General features: G+C 48.4%; 16 protein-coding genes and 1 other annotated feature (1 of these 17 cut by a window edge). Of the genes, 15 read left to right on the forward strand and 1 reads right to left on the reverse strand.

Annotated features, from left to right (window positions below):
- A protein-coding gene (locus FO446_RS00205) for a YaaC family protein (RefSeq protein ID WP_237899743.1) crosses the window boundary here: on the reverse strand, positions 1-452 show its 5' portion. The gene continues 562 nt to the left of window position 1, outside the view; 452 of the gene's 1,014 nt are visible here — the first part of the coding sequence; the start codon lies at positions 450-452; its stop codon lies off the left edge, out of view.
- Positions 453-618: 166 nt separating this feature from the next.
- On the opposite strand from FO446_RS00205, the gene guaB reads away from it, so the two are divergent.
- The 15 genes from guaB (at position 619) to FO446_RS00280 (ending at position 16,772) form a co-directional block, all read left to right on the forward strand.
- A complete protein-coding gene (gene guaB, locus FO446_RS00210) occupies positions 619-2,079 on the forward strand; it encodes an IMP dehydrogenase (protein ID WP_173612165.1) in 1,461 nt (486 codons plus the stop codon).
- A 188-nt stretch (positions 2,080-2,267) separates the two neighbouring features.
- The gene (locus tag FO446_RS00215; RefSeq protein WP_173612164.1) at positions 2,268-3,584 is read left to right on the forward strand and encodes a D-alanyl-D-alanine carboxypeptidase family protein; all 1,317 of its coding nucleotides are present in this window, start codon (positions 2,268-2,270) and stop codon (positions 3,582-3,584) included.
- 106 nt (positions 3,585-3,690) lie between these two features.
- On the forward strand, positions 3,691-4,575 hold the full coding sequence (gene pdxS / locus FO446_RS00220; protein WP_012683798.1) for a pyridoxal 5'-phosphate synthase lyase subunit PdxS: 885 nt from the start codon (positions 3,691-3,693) through the stop codon (positions 4,573-4,575).
- A gap of 10 nt (positions 4,576-4,585) precedes the next feature.
- A complete protein-coding gene (gene pdxT / locus FO446_RS00225) occupies positions 4,586-5,161 on the forward strand; it encodes a pyridoxal 5'-phosphate synthase glutaminase subunit PdxT (RefSeq protein WP_232774356.1) in 576 nt (191 codons plus the stop codon).
- A 126-nt stretch (positions 5,162-5,287) separates the two neighbouring features.
- Positions 5,288-5,513, forward strand: a binding site (T-box leader).
- A 54-nt stretch (positions 5,514-5,567) separates the two neighbouring features.
- A complete protein-coding gene (gene serS / locus FO446_RS00230; RefSeq protein WP_106785127.1) occupies positions 5,568-6,848 on the forward strand; it encodes a serine--tRNA ligase in 1,281 nt (426 codons plus the stop codon).
- A 191-nt stretch (positions 6,849-7,039) separates the two neighbouring features.
- Positions 7,040-7,207 (forward strand): hypothetical protein, encoded by a 168-nt coding sequence (locus tag FO446_RS00235; RefSeq protein ID WP_173612162.1) that lies wholly within the window; start codon positions 7,040-7,042, stop codon positions 7,205-7,207.
- 60 nt (positions 7,208-7,267) lie between these two features.
- The gene (aceB, locus tag FO446_RS00240; protein WP_173612161.1) at positions 7,268-8,875 is read left to right on the forward strand and encodes a malate synthase A; all 1,608 of its coding nucleotides are present in this window, start codon (positions 7,268-7,270) and stop codon (positions 8,873-8,875) included.
- 27 nt (positions 8,876-8,902) lie between these two features.
- Positions 8,903-10,192: an isocitrate lyase gene (gene aceA, locus FO446_RS00245; RefSeq protein WP_173612160.1), complete on the forward strand. Its 1,290-nt coding sequence runs from the start codon at positions 8,903-8,905 to the stop codon at positions 10,190-10,192.
- A gap of 191 nt (positions 10,193-10,383) precedes the next feature.
- Entirely contained in the window at positions 10,384-11,481 is a 1,098-nt protein-coding gene (locus tag FO446_RS00250; RefSeq protein ID WP_173612159.1) for an ABC transporter substrate-binding protein, read from the forward strand.
- On the forward strand, positions 11,471-12,304 hold the full coding sequence (locus FO446_RS00255) for an alkaline phosphatase family protein (RefSeq protein ID WP_237899744.1): 834 nt from the start codon (positions 11,471-11,473) through the stop codon (positions 12,302-12,304). The genes FO446_RS00250 and FO446_RS00255 overlap by 11 nt, the downstream gene beginning before the upstream one ends.
- Positions 12,305-12,340: 36 nt before the next feature.
- Positions 12,341-13,186, forward strand: a complete 846-nt coding sequence (locus tag FO446_RS00260) for an ABC transporter permease (protein ID WP_232774359.1) — start codon at positions 12,341-12,343, stop codon at positions 13,184-13,186.
- Complete coding sequence (locus FO446_RS00265) at positions 13,183-13,971, forward strand: ABC transporter permease (RefSeq protein WP_221868201.1); 789 nt, start codon at positions 13,183-13,185, stop codon at positions 13,969-13,971. The genes FO446_RS00260 and FO446_RS00265 overlap by 4 nt, the downstream gene beginning before the upstream one ends.
- Positions 13,971-14,990 carry an ABC transporter ATP-binding protein gene (locus tag FO446_RS00270; protein ID WP_237899745.1) on the forward strand — a complete coding sequence of 340 codons (1,020 nt, stop codon included), beginning with the start codon at positions 13,971-13,973 and terminating at the stop codon, positions 14,988-14,990. Before FO446_RS00265 ends, FO446_RS00270 begins: the two co-directional genes overlap by 1 nt.
- On the forward strand, positions 14,974-15,774 hold the full coding sequence (locus FO446_RS00275; RefSeq protein ID WP_237899747.1) for a DeoR/GlpR family DNA-binding transcription regulator: 801 nt from the start codon (positions 14,974-14,976) through the stop codon (positions 15,772-15,774). The genes FO446_RS00270 and FO446_RS00275 overlap by 17 nt, the downstream gene beginning before the upstream one ends.
- Complete coding sequence (locus FO446_RS00280) at positions 15,768-16,772, forward strand: histidinol phosphate phosphatase domain-containing protein (protein WP_237899749.1); 1,005 nt, start codon at positions 15,768-15,770, stop codon at positions 16,770-16,772. The genes FO446_RS00275 and FO446_RS00280 overlap by 7 nt, the downstream gene beginning before the upstream one ends.
- Positions 16,773-16,809 lie beyond the last annotated feature (37 nt).

The following is a 16,809-nucleotide window of genomic DNA, read 5'->3' on the forward strand; positions in this document are numbered from 1 at the left end:
GGGATGGATGAAAATAAATCATGGACTGAATAGCGCTCTTGTAACGGCGCAAGCTGGAACACGTTAGTTAATTGCGCAAAAAACCCCTCCTTTTGTGGACGAACCTCGTCCTCCATTAGGATATAGGCGTTTCTTTTAAGCTTTCTGGTCGTGACACCATGTTGCAGAACACGACTGTTTTGGGGATAATACGGATCACGAGTCAATAACATCGCCTTCAACAAGTGAGAGCAACCATAAAACAGCAGCAATGGCTGGATGGACAAGTCGGCAACAGCGGAAGTGGAATAAAAATGTCTGGCTTGTCTCCAGAGATAAAGGAAACGCGAGCTTTGTTGAAAGGCTAGTCGCTCGGCATGCTCAGTACCCATGTCATGATAGCAGGAAGCCAAATATTTACGTGCAGTTGGTTCGGTCTCAAAATAGCGTAATGTTTTCCAAGCGTTATCCATGTTACCCACCTTTGGTAATTTTCGTAATATGGTTATGTTTCCCTAAATATTTTTTGATTTATCTGTATAATCGATTCTATAACCGAACGATATACTCATTTCTTGACAGTAAATTAAGCCGTTTGTTAAACTGTCTTAAACAATTCGCCGAGAGGAGCTTTCAACTGTGCGGGAAGATAAATTTGTTAAAGAGGGCTTAACGTTTGATGATGTATTGCTCATTCCAGCAAAATCTGAAGTTTTGCCAAGGGATGTTGATCTGCGAGTACAATTGAGTGAGAATGTGAAGCTGAATATTCCTCTGATCAGTGCTGGGATGGACACCGTAACGGAGTCTGGACTTGCAATCGCCATGGCTCGCCAAGGTGGTATCGGGATTATCCATAAAAACATGTCCATCGAGCAACAAGCAAGCGAGGTAGATCGTGTAAAACGCTCTGAAAGTGGCGTTATTACCAATCCATTCTCTTTGACTCAAGAACATACCGTAGAAGAAGCGAATGCTCTCATGGGTAAATATCGTATCTCCGGTGTTCCGATTGTCGATGCGAATCAAAAACTGATCGGGATTCTTACCAACCGCGATCTGCGCTTTGTGCATGACTTCTCCATCAAGATCAAAGACGTGATGACCAAAGAAAACCTGGTGACGGCTCCTGTCGGTACTACACTGCAACAGGCAGAATTGATTTTGCAACAACATAAAATCGAAAAGCTCCCGTTGGTGGATGAGAACAACATCCTGCGTGGACTCATTACGATTAAAGATATTGAAAAAGCAATCCAATACCCAAATGCAGCAAAAGATAACCAAGGCCGCTTGCTGTGTGGTGCTGCTGTTGGGGTATCAGCAGACACGTTTGAGCGTGCCGCAGCACTTGTACAAGCTGGCGTAGACGTTTTGGTAATCGATACGGCTCATGGGCATTCCAAAGGCGTAATTGAAACGGTAAAAGCAGTTCGCAAAGAATACCCAACGCTCACCATCGTCGCAGGAAACGTTGCAACTGGACAAGCTACTCGCGATCTGATCGAAGCTGGCGCATCTGTGGTGAAGGTTGGTATCGGTCCTGGATCCATTTGTACAACTCGTGTTGTAGCAGGTATCGGGGTTCCGCAAATTACAGCGATCCATGATTGTGCACAGGTAGCACGAGAGTACAATATTCCAATTATTGCCGACGGCGGCATTAAATACTCCGGTGATTTGCCAAAAGCAATTGGTGCAGGTGCTTCAGTGATCATGATTGGAAGCCTGTTCGCTGGTACAGAAGAAAGCCCGGGCGAATTCGAGATTTTCCAAGGGCGTCGTTTCAAGGTATATCGCGGAATGGGATCGATTGGCGCGATGAAAGCCGGCAGTAAGGACCGTTACTTCCAAGAGAACGCACAAAAGCTCGTTCCGGAAGGGATCGAAGGCCGTGTTCCTTACAAAGGCCCATTGGCGGATGTCACGTATCAGTTGATTGGTGGACTGCGTGCAGGTATGGGATACTGCGGAGCGAAGACTATCGAAGATTTGATTCAAAACTCCCAGTTCGTTCGCATTACCGGCGCTGGCTTGCGTGAGAGCCACCCACACGATGTACAAATTACAAAAGAATCACCTAACTACTCGATTTCTTAAGCGAAAAAGTGGTAAAGAAGACCTACGTCCCCTTTCTTTTATAAAGAGAGGGGATTTTTACTAGCCACTAACATGTGGAAATAGGAGGAATCTCGCTTCAAGCCACCCTGCAACCTATGGTACACTTACAATTGTGTGCTTGTTTCATGAAAAAAGAAATCGACAGAAATAGGAGAGTGAGAGATTACATGAAGCGAAAGACATGGACAAAGCGATTGACAGGTCTGTTCCTTTCTGTCGCTGTTTTTGCTACAGCAATGGGAGGATCGGTTTCAAAGGTGGAAGCTGCCCCTGTAGCATCTCAAGCGAATTTACAATTGGAAGCGAAGTCTGCCATTCTTGTTGAGGCATCGACGGGAAAGGTTCTCTATAGTAAAGATCCTGATGTAGCACTTCCGCCTGCGAGTATGAGTAAAATGATGAGCGAATATCTGGTTCATGATGCCATCAAGCAAAAGAAAATGAAATGGGATGATGTCGTCCCTGTAAGTGAATATGCGTTTTATATTGCTAAAATTTCTGATTCGTCTGGTGTGTATTTGAATTTAGGCGAATCCTTTACAGTTAAACAATTGTATGAAGCGATGGCAATCGTATCAGCCAATGACGCTACTGTACTTTTGGCTGAGAAGATCGCAGGCAGTGAGGCAGCCTTTGTTGAATTGATGAACAAAAAGGCAGCAGAGCTTGGTATGAAAAATACTTCGTTCGTCACTTCAACTGGATTACCAGCCAATGAGTTGGGTCCATACTCTGTTCAGACCGATCAAACAGAAAACCTGATGTCTGCTCGTGATGCAGCGATCCTTGCCCGTGCGCTGATTCACGATTTCCCGGATGCGTTGGAGACCTCCAAAAAACCAATCTTCACCTTCCGTACAGGTACACCAAAAGAGTGGAGCAAGAAAAACTATAACTGGATGCTGCCTAGCCTGATTAGCTATTACCCAGGTGTAGACGGATTAAAAACGGGGCATACAAATGCAGCAGGTTATTGTTTTACAGGTACGGCTGTTCGCGACAACATGCGTTTGATTAGCGTCGTGATGAAAACTAGCTCCGAGTCAAAGCGTTTTGCTGAGACGAGAAAACTGTTTGACTACGGTTTTGCCAATTTCAAGCTCACAAAACAAATGGACAAGAATGTACCAGTCAAAGGATTTGAAACAGCTCCTGTGAAAAACGGTGTAGAGGTAACTGTGCCAGTTGTTACAGGCAGTGAAGTAAACATGATCACCAAAACCGGTACGGAAGCAAAATACACGCCAACAGTTACCTTCCAGGAGCTAACCGCACCGATCCAGCAAGGACAAGTTGTCGGTAAGATTGTTTTGAAAGAAGAAGGTATGAAGGAATCGGATTACTTGCAGCCTGAAGACGCAGCAAAAGCAGGCGTGGATATCGTAGCAGGACAGGCAGTAGAGGAAGCCAGCTGGATTCGTCTGTTCTTCCGCAGCATCATTGAGTTTTTCAGCAATTTGTTTAGCAGTGGAACAGGAAATTAAATAACTATTGTTTTCCCCTACATCTATCGTTTACAATGACGGTAACAGGAACCATAACACCGCATAACAGTTTCGGTTCTGACTCATGATGTAGGGGGTATTTTTAATGGTACAAGTAGGAACATCCCGCGTTAAAAGAGGTATGGCTGAAATGCAAAAAGGCGGCGTCATTATGGACGTCGTGAATGCTGAACAAGCGAAAATTGCAGAAGCAGCGGGTGCTGTTGCTGTAATGGCTTTGGAGCGTGTACCGTCTGACATTCGTGCAGCAGGTGGAGTTGCTCGCATGGCGGACCTTAGCATTGTAGAGGAAGTACTGAATGCTGTTTCGATCCCTGTTATGGCAAAAGCTCGTATCGGTCATTTTGTTGAAGCGCGTGTTCTCGAGTCTCTGGGTGTAGATTATCTCGATGAGAGTGAAGTGCTCACTCCGGCAGATGACTTGTACCATATCAATAAAAAAGAGTTCACTGTACCGTTTGTATGTGGCGCCCGTGATCTGGGTGAAGCTCTCCGCCGTATCGGGGAAGGTGCATCCATGATCCGCACAAAAGGTGAGCCAGGAACCGGAAACATTGTAGAGGCTGTTCGTCACATGCGCACGATGATGTCCCAAATCCGCAAAGTGCAAGCTATGTCCTACGATGAACTGATGGCAGAAGCCAAAAACCTGGGTGCTCCATACGAACTGCTTGAAGAGGTACACAAAACAGGTAAGCTGCCAGTCGTAAACTTCGCAGCAGGCGGAGTAGCAACACCAGCGGATGCTGCCCTGATGATGCAACTCGGCTCGGATGGCGTGTTTGTTGGCTCTGGTATCTTTAAATCAGAGAATCCAGAGAAGTTTGCTCGCGCGATTGTGGAAGCGACCACCCACTACACAGATTACGAACTGATTGCTCGCGTATCCAAAGGCTTGGGAACAGCAATGCCAGGAATCGAAATCTCCAAAATTCGTGAAGCTGATCGCATGCAAGAGCGCGGCTGGTAAGGTGAGTAGCATGAAAATCGGCGTACTCGCTCTACAAGGAGCTGTAGCAGAACATCTGCGAATGCTAGAAGAGGTTGGTGCGACAGCTGTCCCGGTCAAAAAAGTAGAAGAACTGGATGACCTAGATGGACTGGTCATTCCCGGCGGAGAAAGCACCACGATTAGCAAGCTGATGCACAAGTACGGATTCATGGAGGCTGTTCAAGAATTCGGTAAGGCGAACAAGCCGATCTTCGGAACTTGCGCAGGAGCGATTCTTCTGGCGAAACGGATTCAAGGACAAGACGATTACCATTTAGGCTTGATGGATATCAAAGTCGAGCGGAATGCTTTTGGTCGCCAAAAGGAGAGCTTTGAAGTCTTGATGCCTGTTGCGGGTGTAGCGGCAGATTACCCGGCAGTGTTCATCCGGGCTCCGTATATTATGGAAGTGGGAGAGAACGGTCAAGTCTTGGCCAAGCATGAAGACAAGATTGTTGTCGCCCGAAGCGGTCATTATTTGGCAGCAGCCTTTCACCCAGAATTGACCGAAGATACAAGACTGCACAAATACTTCCTCGACATGGTCAAGGAATACAGAAGCTAGCTGTCATACCGGAAGATCGGCCGTAAAAAGGTGCCGATCTTCTTTTTTCTGTACAGATCAGGATGGGCTGCTCTTTACATACGTATAGAACCTGTAGTACAGTTAACAATAATAGTATTCATGAATGAGAATGCGATGATGAGAACAAGTACTTCACAAGAGCCAGGCCTAGAGAGTCGGTGGTAGGTGCAAACCGATCCGGTTATGTGAGGGAATCCATCTCGGAGTGGCAAAGGAACAACAACTTTGCCCGGAACCGTCCCGTTATGACGGAAGAGTGGGCATATGCATGAAGGATTGCTGCATATGTCAACGAGGGTGGCAACGCGGGTATACAACACTCGTCCCTTACCAGGGGACGGGTGTTTTTTGTTTTTTTTTCAATACGATTCGGAGGGATTTACACATGTTGGACGTAAAAGTATTACGCCAGGATTTAGAAGAAGTAAAACGCCGTTTGGCTCACCGCAATGAAGATATTTCTGCGTTGGATCAATTCGTAGAAGTAGATGAAAAGCGTCGCGAAGTCATCCAAGAGGCAGAAGCGCTGAAAAATAAGCGTAACACGGTATCCGAGCAAGTAGCTGTCATGAAACGCAATAAGGAAAATGCAGACCATCTGATCGCTGAAATGAAAGAAGTAAATGAGCGCATCAAGGCTTTGGATGAAGAGCTGCGCCAACTGGATGAACAGCTGGAGTTCATTTTGCTGAGCCTGCCAAACCTTCCGCATGAAAGCACGCCGATCGGTACGACTGAAGACGATAACGTGATCGCCTGGACATGGGGAGAGCCACGTGCGTTTGACTTCGAGATTAAGCCTCACTGGGAGCTGGCTAGCCAAGCAGGCATCCTCGATTTTGAAACCGCGGCAAAAGTAACAGGAAGCCGTTTTGTTTTCTATAAAGGCTTGGGCGCACGTCTGGAGCGCGCACTAATGAACTTCATGATGGATTTGCACTCGAATGAACATGGCTATGAAGAAGTGATCCCACCGTATATCGTCAACCGTACGAGCATGACGGGAACGGGGCAATTGCCTAAGTTTGAAGAGGATGCATTCAAAATCGAGGGACCAGATTACTTCCTGATTCCAACAGCAGAGGTGCCCGTCACCAACATGCATCGTGATGAGATCATGGATGGAGCGGATCTCCCTCGATACTACACTGCTTTCAGCGCATGTTTCCGTTCGGAAGCGGGCTCTGCTGGCCGTGATACGCGTGGGTTGATTCGTCAGCATCAATTCAACAAAGTTGAGCTGGTGAAATTCGTGAAACCAGAAGAGTCTTATGACGAACTCGACAAACTGGTGAAAAACGCTGAAAAGGTGCTTCAACTGCTTGGATTGCCATACCGTGTCCTGAGCATGTGCACAGGCGATCTTGGTTTTACGGCTGCGAAGAAATTCGACCTAGAAGTTTGGATTCCAAGCGGCGGCACATACCGTGAAATCTCGTCTTGCTCGAACTTTGAAGATTTCCAAGCACGCCGTGCCAATATCCGTTTCCGTCGCGATACGAAATCAAAGCCAGAATTTGTGCATACATTGAATGGTTCCGGTTTGGCGATTGGACGTACAGTAGCAGCAATCTTGGAAAACTACCAAGAGGCAGACGGAACAATCGTAATTCCAGAAGCTCTTCGTCCGTACATGGGCGGAGTAGATAAGATCGCACCGAAGTAATAAGCGAGAGATTTGGAAAACAGCTCTTGATCCATAACGGGTCAAGGGCTGTTTTATATTGTGTACTAATACAGATATATTTTTTAAAAAACGTGTTGCACTGTACTAATCTCTGTTATATAATAAAAACAAATTTTAAGAAAATTGTTTTAATACAGAAATGGAGGAATGGAGAATGGACTGCTATCGGTGTGAAGGTAACGGAGAACAAAATTGCCCAAGATGTGGAGGCGTTGGTCGTGATGCCAACGGAGCGGCTTGCCACAATTGCTTGGGAGACGGTCATGTATGCTGCAGCCATTGCAGTGGCAGCGGGTATCAGGAGTAAGGACATTTTTTTTGCTATCGCTGTTATATAATAAAAAACATTTTATCGATCTGTACCATAATAACTTTCAAGTGAGGGAGGAGGAGCTGTTTTGACTACTGTACCAACGAATCCATATCCGCTGGAGGTGCAGATTTCCGGTGAGATGCACCCTGGTTATCAAGATATCCTGACACCAGAAGCGATTCAATTCGTGATGAAGCTGGAGCAAAGGTTTGGCGACAGACGCCAACAATTGTTGGCGAAGCGCGTGGAGCGCCAATTGCAGATTGATGCAGGTCAACTACCCGATTTTTTAGAGGAAACAGCGGACATTCGCAAAGGAGATTGGACTGTTGCTCCATTGCCCAAAGATTTGCAGGACAGACGGGTGGAGATTACAGGACCTTCGGGTGACCGGAAAATGGTCATCAATGCACTGAACTCGGGTGCTCGGCTTTTCATGGCTGACTTTGAGGACGCGAACTCACCGACCTGGGAGAACACCATCCAAGGCCAAATCAACATGAAGGATGCGGTACGCCGCAATATCTCTTACATCAGTCCGGAGGGCAAATCATACACCCTCAATGAAAAAACAGCGGTTTTGATCGTGCGTCCTCGTGGCTGGCATCTTGAAGAAAAGCACATCCTCCTCGATCAAAAACCGATCTCCGGCAGCCTGCTTGACTTCGGACTTTATTTTTACCACAACGTAGATGCTCTTGTCGCGAATCAAACAGCACCGTATTTCTACTTACCGAAACTGGAGAGCCATTTGGAAGCTCGACTCTGGAACGACGTCTTCCTTTTCGCGCAGGATGAATTGAATATTCCACGCGGCACGATTCGCGCGACAGTATTGATCGAAACGATTCTCGCGGCTTTTGAGATGGATGAGATTTTGTATGAGCTTCGCGAGCATAGTGCAGGACTGAATTGCGGACGTTGGGATTACATTTTCAGCTATATCAAAAAGCTGCGGAATCAGCCTGATGTGATTACACCGGATCGTGCCCAAGTAACCATGACCGTTCCGTTCATGAAAGCTTACACAACGCTAGCCGTGAAGACTTGCCATAAACGGATGGCACCCTGCATCGGCGGAATGGCTGCACAAATTCCGGTGAAAAATGACCCGGTACAAAACGCAGAAGCCATTGCCAAAGTGCGCGCTGACAAAGAGCGGGAAGCGTACGATGGACATGATGGGACTTGGGTTGCTCACCCGGGGCTAGTGCCGGTAGCTATGGAAGTGTTCGATCGCCTGATGAGAGAGCCGAACCAAATTTGGTACAAACGTGAAGACGTAGACGTATCTGCTAGTCAACTGCTGGCAGTCCCAGAGGGCACGATTACAGAAGCGGGTGTCCGTACGAACATAAGCGTAGGTTTGCAGTACATCGAGGCTTGGTTGCGAGGCTCTGGGGCTGTGCCGATCAACAATCTGATGGAGGATGCGGCTACAGCAGAAATTTCGCGGGCACAAGTCTGGCAATGGATGCGTCATCGTCACGGAGTCTTGCAGGATGGTAGAAAGGTGACGGAAGGCTTGGTGAAGCAGTGGCTGAGTGAGGAGCTGCAAGCGATCAAGCAAGCAATTGGCCAGGAGAGATACGACAAAAGCAAGTATCCGACTGCTGGAGATCTGTTCTTGCAATTGGTAACGACAGAAGATTTTGAAGACTTCCTAACGGTACCGGGTTATCGCTATTTGTAAAAATAAAAATGAGTGGGGGAAATGAAAATGAAAAAAGTAAACAAACAGGAAGCGATTCAACAGGTGGAGCAAAGCTGGCAGGGTGAGCGTTTTAAAGGAATTACACGTCCGTATACAGCAGAAGATGTCGTTCGTCTGCGCGGTTCCGTACAAATCGAACATACACTGGCTCGTCTGGGAGCAGAGCGTCTATGGAATCTGTTGCATACCGAGCACCATATTAAAGCGTTGGGGGCTTTGACCGGGAATCAAGCGATTCAGCAGGTAAAGGCAGGATTAAAAGCGATTTATTTGAGTGGCTGGCAGGTAGCGGCCGATGCTAATCTGTCTGGTCAGATGTATCCTGATCAAAGCCTCTACCCGGCAAACAGTGTTCCTCAAGTCGTAAAAAGAATTAATCAGGCATTGCAACGCGCTGACCAGATCGATCAATCAGAAGGTGGTACCGATACGAATTGGTTTGCTCCGATCGTGGCAGACGCAGAAGCGGGCTTTGGTGGGCCATTGAACGTCTTTGAATTGATGAAGGGCATGATTGAAGCGGGCGCAGCAGGTGTGCATTTTGAAGACCAGCTGGCTTCCGAGAAAAAATGCGGCCATATGGGCGGAAAGGTACTGATTCCAACGCAGGCGGCTGTACGTAATCTGATTTCCGCTCGATTTGCGGCAGATGTGATGGGAGTCCCAACAATTATCGTGGCACGTACCGATGCCAATGGCGCTTTCCTGATCACCAGCGACATCGACGAGCAGGATAAACCATTCCTGACGGGTGAACGAACAGCAGAAGGGTTCTTCCGTCTACGCGGCGGATTGGATGCAGCGATTGCCCGTGGCCTTGCGTACGCTCCTTATGCAGATTTGATCTGGTGCGAGACTTCTGAGCCGAATTTGGAGGAAGCACGCCGTTTTGCCGAAGCGATCCATGCCAAATACCCGGGCAAGCTGTTAGCGTACAATTGCTCTCCTTCTTTCAACTGGAAAAAGAAGCTGGATGAACAGACTATCGCTCGCTTCCAGGAAGAGATCGGCGAGATGGGCTACAAGTTCCAATTTGTCACGCTCGCTGGCTTCCACTCCCTGAATTACAGCATGTTTGAATTGGCGCGCGGCTATCGTGACCGCGGAATGGCTGCCTATTCTGAATTGCAGCAGGCTGAGTTTGCTAGCGAAGTACATGGCTATACCGCCACTCGTCATCAGCGTGAAGTGGGTACCGGGTATTTCGATGAGGTTGCGCAGGTCATCTCTGGCGGCAATTCCTCTACGACTGCACTCAGCGGATCGACGGAAGAGGAGCAATTCGCGCATAATTAAACAGGAAAAACGAAGGACTAGGTGGTTCTCTGGTATTCAGAGGACCACTTTTTGCGTTCACTTCTATTTTTCATAGAGTCTTAATAGCTTTTTAACAACGCATTTATATCAGTTTCATTTTGATTGTTTACGATTGGGTTAGAAAAAAGCAAGAGATCAAACACAAATAAAAACGAAAAGGGGCCTTAAAGATGAGAGGGAACCAGTTAAGCTGGAAACGAACCGTTGTTGTCATGACTTCCGTTTTTCTGCTTGCGGGATGTGCCACCGAGACGAAATCAGGCACTTCTCTGGATACGTCGCAATTGACCCTGGATCAAATCGTGGAAAAAGCGAAGCAGGAGGGAGAAGTCAACTCCGTGGGAATGCCGGACACGTGGGCAAACTGGGGGGAGACCTGGAGCAATCTTGCAAAGGAATATGGCTTGAAGCATACGGACACCGACATGTCGAGCGCAGAAGAATTGGCTAAGTTTGAAGCGGAAAAAGAAGACGCCACAGCAGACATCGGTGACGTAGGCATCGCTTTTGGACCGTTAGCCAAGCAAAAAGGGCTGACGCTGCCTTACAAAACCTCTTACTGGAACGACATTCCCGACTGGGCAAAAGATGATGAAGGACATTGGCTGCTGGGCTATACGGGAACACTGGCTTTTATCACTGACAAGACAAAGGTGCAAAATCCTCCCAAGTCCTGGGCAGATTTGAAAAACGGAAGCTACAAGGTCGCGATTGGCGATGTCATGAAAGCGAATCAGGCGCAATTTGCCGTTCTGGCCGCCGCCTATGCAAATGGGGGAGATGAGAAAAATATTCAGCCCGGCATTGACTTTTTCGCTGAGCTGGCAAAGAACAAGCGGCTCAGTACGAGCGATCCGAGTCTTGCCAATCTAGAAAAGGGTGAGGTCGAAGTTGCTATCTTGTGGGATTTCAACGCGCTCGGGTATCGGGACAAAATCGACAAAAACCGCTTTGATGTCCTCATCCCGGAAGAAGCATCAGTCAGCAGCGGATACGCTACGGTTATCAACAAGTACACCAAGCACCCACACGCTGCCATGCTGGCTCGTGAATACATTCTCTCCGACGCTGGACAGTCCAATTTGGCTCGCGGCTATGCACGACCGATTCGCGCTAACGCCAAGCTGGATGAATCCGCTAAAGCCATGCTGCTCCCGGATGACATGTATAAAAACGCACGTCCTGTGGGCGATTTGACTGCTTGGGAAGAGACGGCTAAAAAGTTGCCGCAGTTATGGCAGGAGAAGGTGTTAATCCATGTGCGCTAGCAAGCTCGCGATGATTGTGCTCGACGGATTGAGATTTGACACAGCCGTCACGCACATGGGGTACCTGCATCACCTGGTTGAGTACGGCATTGCGGCCCGCTTTCAGGTGCGATCGGAACTACCCAGTCTCTCTCGTCCTTTGTACGAGGTTCTTTTAACGGGAACACCTGTTTGGAAGAACGGCATTTCCAGCAATCAGACGGTTCGGCTTTCGCACCAGGAGAGTCTCTTTCACCTGACGCAGAAAAACGGACTGTCCAACGCTGCTGCGGCTTATTGCTGGGTAAGTGAGCTTTATAACAAGGCTCCGTTCAATCCGTTTTACGACCGAATCCAATTGAATACCGACAAGCCGATACAAAACGGGATGTTCTACTGGGAAGATCACTATCCGGATACACACCTATTTGCTGACGCCAACTTTTTGTTGAATGGATACAATCCGGATTTTCTTTACGTCCACTCCATGAATATCGATGATGACGGACATAAGCATACGGCCGATTCCGCGCGATATCGAAATCGCGTTCTGGCGGCAGATTCGATACTGGCTAATGTGCTTCCTGCGTGGATCGATGCGGGTTATCAAATCATTGTAACAGCCGATCACGGGATGACAGCCGATGGAAATCATGGTGGCACTTCTAGCGCTGACCGGGACGTCCCCTTGTTTGTCATCAGCGACCTGATATCTCCCGGTATTCGCGAGGAGGAAATTCCGCAATTGCAGGTGGCTCCGCTTGCCTGCCATTTGCTCGGCATCTCCCCCTCGAAAGAGATGCAGCCATTGAACGTAGGAGGGCTGAGTAAGACGTCTCCCTAAGGGGGCGTCTTTTCCTCTAAGAAAGGAGTTTTTGCGATGAAACGATTTGTCAGTATGCTTTGGGTCACGACGATTCCGTTCTTTGCAATGATCGCCCTGTTTCTCCTCGTCCCATTGCTTTCTATGATTGGAGGGAGCTTTCAGGCCGAGGGGGGCGGAGGTTTTACCGTTAGTCATTATCGTGAGATTTTTTCAAATTCGTATTACTTGCAAGCTTTTGAGAACAGCGTGCTCATCTCGTTCCTGTCTGCTCTCATTGGAATCGTCGTTGCTGTTTTCGCCACCTATGCGATTACCCGTTTCCCGCAATCTCTGCAACAGCGAGTGCTTGTTATTACCAATCTAACCTCCAATTTTGCAGGAATTCCGCTCGCATTTGCCTTCATTGTCCTGTTGGGAAACAGTGGATTGTTTGTTTTGCTCGCGAAGCAACTGGGGATTGATTTTGGTGAGTCCTTTACTCTGTATTCGTGGAGCGGCTTGACGCTTGTTTATATTTATTTTCAACTGCCCCTGGCGGTAATGCTTTTGTATCCCCTGTACAATGCCATTCAAAAACAATGGATGGAAGCGGCCGAGCTGCTTGGGGCAAGTCCATGGAAGTTTTGGCTGAGAATCGGTTTTCCGGTACTGCTTCCAGGCATCGTCGGCACATTCAGCATTCTGTTTGCCAATGCAATGGGTGCCTATGCTTCTGCCTATGCGCTCACTGGGAGCAACTACAATCTGGTACCCATTCGGATTGGCGCGCTTGTCTCTGGCGACATTTTTGCCAGACCCGAGCTGGGTAGCGCACTCGCTGTACTGCTCGGCCTTACGCTTGCAGGAGCCTTACTCGTGAACGAGTGGCTGACGCGGAAGATTCGGAGGGATTTGTCTTGAAGCGGATCAGTTTGCCATCCTTGTCGTTTGCGTTGGTCATGTTGTATTTGTTTTTGCCAGTAGCGGCTACCATCCTTTACTCACTGGCAACCGAGTGGAACAGTACGATTTTGCCGGAAGGACTCACAGGAAAATGGTTCGCAGAGCTGTATTCTGATCCTCGATTCTTGCAAGCATTCGGGCGTTCTTTTCTGCTCAGCTTTCTGACGACAGTCGTTGCCGTTATCATTATTGTTCCTGCTGTATTCTCCATTATCGTCTACGCTCCCCGGATGGAGAGGCTGGTTCAGATTTTGGTGATGCTGACCTATGCTGTTCCGGGTGTTATTATGGCCGTCGGATTGATCCGTACTTATTCAGGAAACGGAATTCCAATGGTCATCATCACCGCCGGGGCGTATTTGGTCGGTTTGCTTCCGTATCTTTATCAGGGAACGCGCAATAGTCTGCTTGCGATGCAGGCACGTTCGTTGATGGAGGCAGCCGAGCTATTGGGTGCGAGCCACTGGCAGGCGTTCGTACGGATTATCGTTCCGAATATCATGTCTGGAATTTTCGTGTCCTCGCTCTTGTCGTTCTCCATTTTGTTTGGTGAATTCGTTCTGATTAACATCCTGGTGGGAGGAAGATACGAAACTCTGCAGATGTATCTGTACGCCAAGCTATCGTCAAGCGGACATGTCGCCAGCGCGATTACTGTCACTTATTTTGTCCTGATGGCTATCATCACTGGCCTGGTTGTAAAATTCACGCGCCGAAGCTTCGCACGCAAGGAGGTCCCCTAATGAGCTACGTCAAAATCGAACACTTGTCCAAAACCTTTCACGGTCAACACGTGTTGCAGCAACTCGATCTTGCGATTGAAAAAGGCGAGCTAGTCACTTTACTTGGCCCTAGCGGGTGTGGAAAAAGTACGCTATTACGCATCCTCAGTGGTTTGACGGCTCGGGATACAGGCATGATCTACATCGACGGCAAAGACGTGACGGACGTGTCGCCGAAAAATAGGCAAATCGGCATGGTGTTCCAATCGTACGCACTCTTTCCCAATCTTACGGTCAGTCAAAACATTGCCTTCGGTCTGGAAATGAACAAAATCTCGAAAACGGAGATTCGGTTGCGTGTCCAAGAAATGATTGAGCTGGTGGGATTGGTGGGAAAGGAGCAGGCTTACCCGCGTGAATTGTCTGGCGGCCAGCAGCAGCGTGTGGCACTCGCCCGTTCTCTCGTTACCCGGCCAAAAGTGCTTCTGCTGGATGAGCCGCTTAGTGCACTCGATGCCCAGATTCGCAAAAATTTGCAAAAGCAGCTACGCACCATCCAACGTGAGTTAAACATGACGACTGTGCTGGTTACTCATGATCAGGAAGAAGCCATGGCTGTCAGTGACCGTATCTACATCATGAATGGTGGACGAATCGTTCAGCACGGCAGTCCCCAAGAGATTTACACGCAACCTCGCTCTGAATTTGTTGCTCGCTTCATCGGCAATTACAACGTGCTGACTGCCGAGCAGCTTAACCGAATCGCGCCTAATCTGTCTCATCCAGCAGTTGAACGATTCGCAATCCGTCCTGAGACGTTTCGCGAACAGCGGTTGGCTGGGGAGGACATCTGTTTGACCGGGAATATCGCTCAGGTAACCATGCTCGGCAACATTACCCGTTACGAGCTGAACATGCGGGATGTTCCTGTACTGGTGGACACACTTCACCTGTCCTTCGAGCAGGAGCAGATCGGCACAACAAAAACATTGTATGTAAGTCCCAAGGATGTGATTCCGCTTTATGACACTATTGCCTGAAGAACGACAGCAAGTGATTCTGGACGAATTAAACCGCCACGGTAAAATTCAGGTGATGAGTCTGGCAAAAAACCTGGCAGTAACACCGGAGACAATCCGACGTGATCTTGACCATTTGGAACAGCAACGTTTGTTAAAGCGAGTGTACGGAGGAGCAATCCCTTTTCATTTGGCGAAACGTGAGCCGCACTTTGAAAAGAAACAGGCGATCCAACAGACGGCAAAAACGAAAATCGGGCAAATCGCGGCAGAACTTTTGTCTGACGGGGATACTATCGCGCTCGATGTCGGGACGACAACACTGGAATTGGCACGTGCGATAAAGGGCCTCAACCAATTAACGATTGTCACGAATTCGCTCCCCGCCGCTTCTTTACTAAACGAGCTGTTGGAAGCCAATCAATTCAACGGTCAGGTCATTATGCTGGGGGGGTTGACCCATCCGGCCCAAAAATCGGTTGCTGGGGCGTTTACCTGCGAGCTGCTCTCCCGCTTTCATTTTGATAAAGCTTTTATTTCCTGTGGAGGAATGACGGCTGATGGCTTCACCGATTATGACATGGAAGAAACGCTGTGCTCGACCATGATGGTACAGCGGTCGGAGCAAGTCTATGTATTAGGAGATACATCCAAGATTGATCAGACGCAATTTTTTCGTATTTGCGGCTGGCAGGATGTCAGCGCGGTTGTTTGTGACCAGCCGATGCCGGATGAATGGCTATCGTCTGGCATACAAACTACCTGGATAAGCGAACATCCGGGAAGGAGAGACTTCACATGCTGATCGACTATCATCTTCATCTGGAAGAAGGGCCTTTTTCATTGCGTTGGCTCGATCGTACCAATGCGGCCCTCGACCACTTTTATCCGCTTTCTGAACCTCGACATACCCGCGCCTGGCTGCTGGACAGTCTTGCGCGATTAAATAACCGGATGTCTTTGGGAGCATACGACCCGTCTTGGATCGATCTGTATTTGCGTGAAGCGTTAAACAAAGGCTTGAAGGAAGTGGGGATTGTCGATCATTTATACCGCTTTCGTGAAGCCCGTCCCTACTTTGAACGGTATATGGAGCTGGGTGACACCGATTTGGGGCGTTTGCAGCGAACGTGGCTTGATCAAGTATGCACCGAGAGCCTCAGTGACTTTTGTGTCGCCATTGAAGCAGCAAAGCAGCGTTGGTCGGCAAGCGGTGTGGAGTTGCGGCTGGGGATCGAAGCGGATTACTTTATCGGCGGGGAAGCAGAATTGGAAAGCTTGCTCGCAGGCGCTTCGTGGGATTATGTGATCGGTTCTGTTCATTTTTTACAAGGATGGGGCTTTGACAATCCCGAGACTTGCCATCTGTTTGAGCAGCACGACTTGAAACAGTTATACGGGGACTTTTTCCATACAGTTGAATCTATGATTAGGAGCAACTTGTTTGATTTTGTTGCTCATCTGGACAATCTGAAAGTGTTCTCCTATCGCCCAGAGGAATCGGAGCTTGTTCCCTATTACCACCGAATTGCAACTGCTTTGAAAGAAACGGATACAGCGACCGAAATCAATGCGGGCCTGTACTACCGCTATCCCGTTCAGGAAATGTGCCCGAGTCCTGCTTTCCTCGACGTTTTGGTCGCGCATGGTGTTCCATTGACACTCTCGTCCGACGCGCACTTTCCCGACGATATTGGGAGATACGTGGCGGAGAATCTGGAAGTCCTTCGTTCAAAAGAGGTAACGGAGATTGCTACTTTTTCCGGTCGTCAACGGATCATGAAGCCAATCTGCTATGCTTGACTGTGAAAAACAGCATGTCTTGAGCAAAATATGATTT

Source organism: Brevibacillus brevis, from assembly GCF_022026395.1.
Lineage (GTDB): Bacteria > Bacillota > Bacilli > Brevibacillales > Brevibacillaceae > Brevibacillus.

What these genes read in the sequence shown, in the direction of transcription:
- FO446_RS00215 (WP_173612164.1), top strand. Translation starts at nt 2,268, where the DNA reads ATGAAGCGAAAGACATGGACAAAGCGATTGACAGGTCTGTTCCTTTCT.
- pdxS (WP_012683798.1), top strand. Translation starts at nt 3,691, where the DNA reads ATGGTACAAGTAGGAACATCCCGCGTTAAAAGAGGTATGGCTGAAATG.
- pdxT (WP_232774356.1), top strand. Translation starts at nt 4,586, where the DNA reads ATGAAAATCGGCGTACTCGCTCTACAAGGAGCTGTAGCAGAACATCTG.
- serS (WP_106785127.1), top strand. Translation starts at nt 5,568, where the DNA reads ATGTTGGACGTAAAAGTATTACGCCAGGATTTAGAAGAAGTAAAACGC.
- aceA (WP_173612160.1), top strand. Translation starts at nt 8,903, where the DNA reads ATGAAAAAAGTAAACAAACAGGAAGCGATTCAACAGGTGGAGCAAAGC.
- FO446_RS00250 (WP_173612159.1), top strand. Translation starts at nt 10,384, where the DNA reads ATGAGAGGGAACCAGTTAAGCTGGAAACGAACCGTTGTTGTCATGACT.
- FO446_RS00255 (WP_237899744.1), top strand. Translation starts at nt 11,471, where the DNA reads ATGTGCGCTAGCAAGCTCGCGATGATTGTGCTCGACGGATTGAGATTT.
- FO446_RS00260 (WP_232774359.1), top strand. Translation starts at nt 12,341, where the DNA reads ATGAAACGATTTGTCAGTATGCTTTGGGTCACGACGATTCCGTTCTTT.
- FO446_RS00270 (WP_237899745.1), top strand. Translation starts at nt 13,971, where the DNA reads ATGAGCTACGTCAAAATCGAACACTTGTCCAAAACCTTTCACGGTCAA.
- FO446_RS00275 (WP_237899747.1), top strand. Translation starts at nt 14,974, where the DNA reads ATGACACTATTGCCTGAAGAACGACAGCAAGTGATTCTGGACGAATTA.
- FO446_RS00280 (WP_237899749.1), top strand. Translation starts at nt 15,768, where the DNA reads ATGCTGATCGACTATCATCTTCATCTGGAAGAAGGGCCTTTTTCATTG.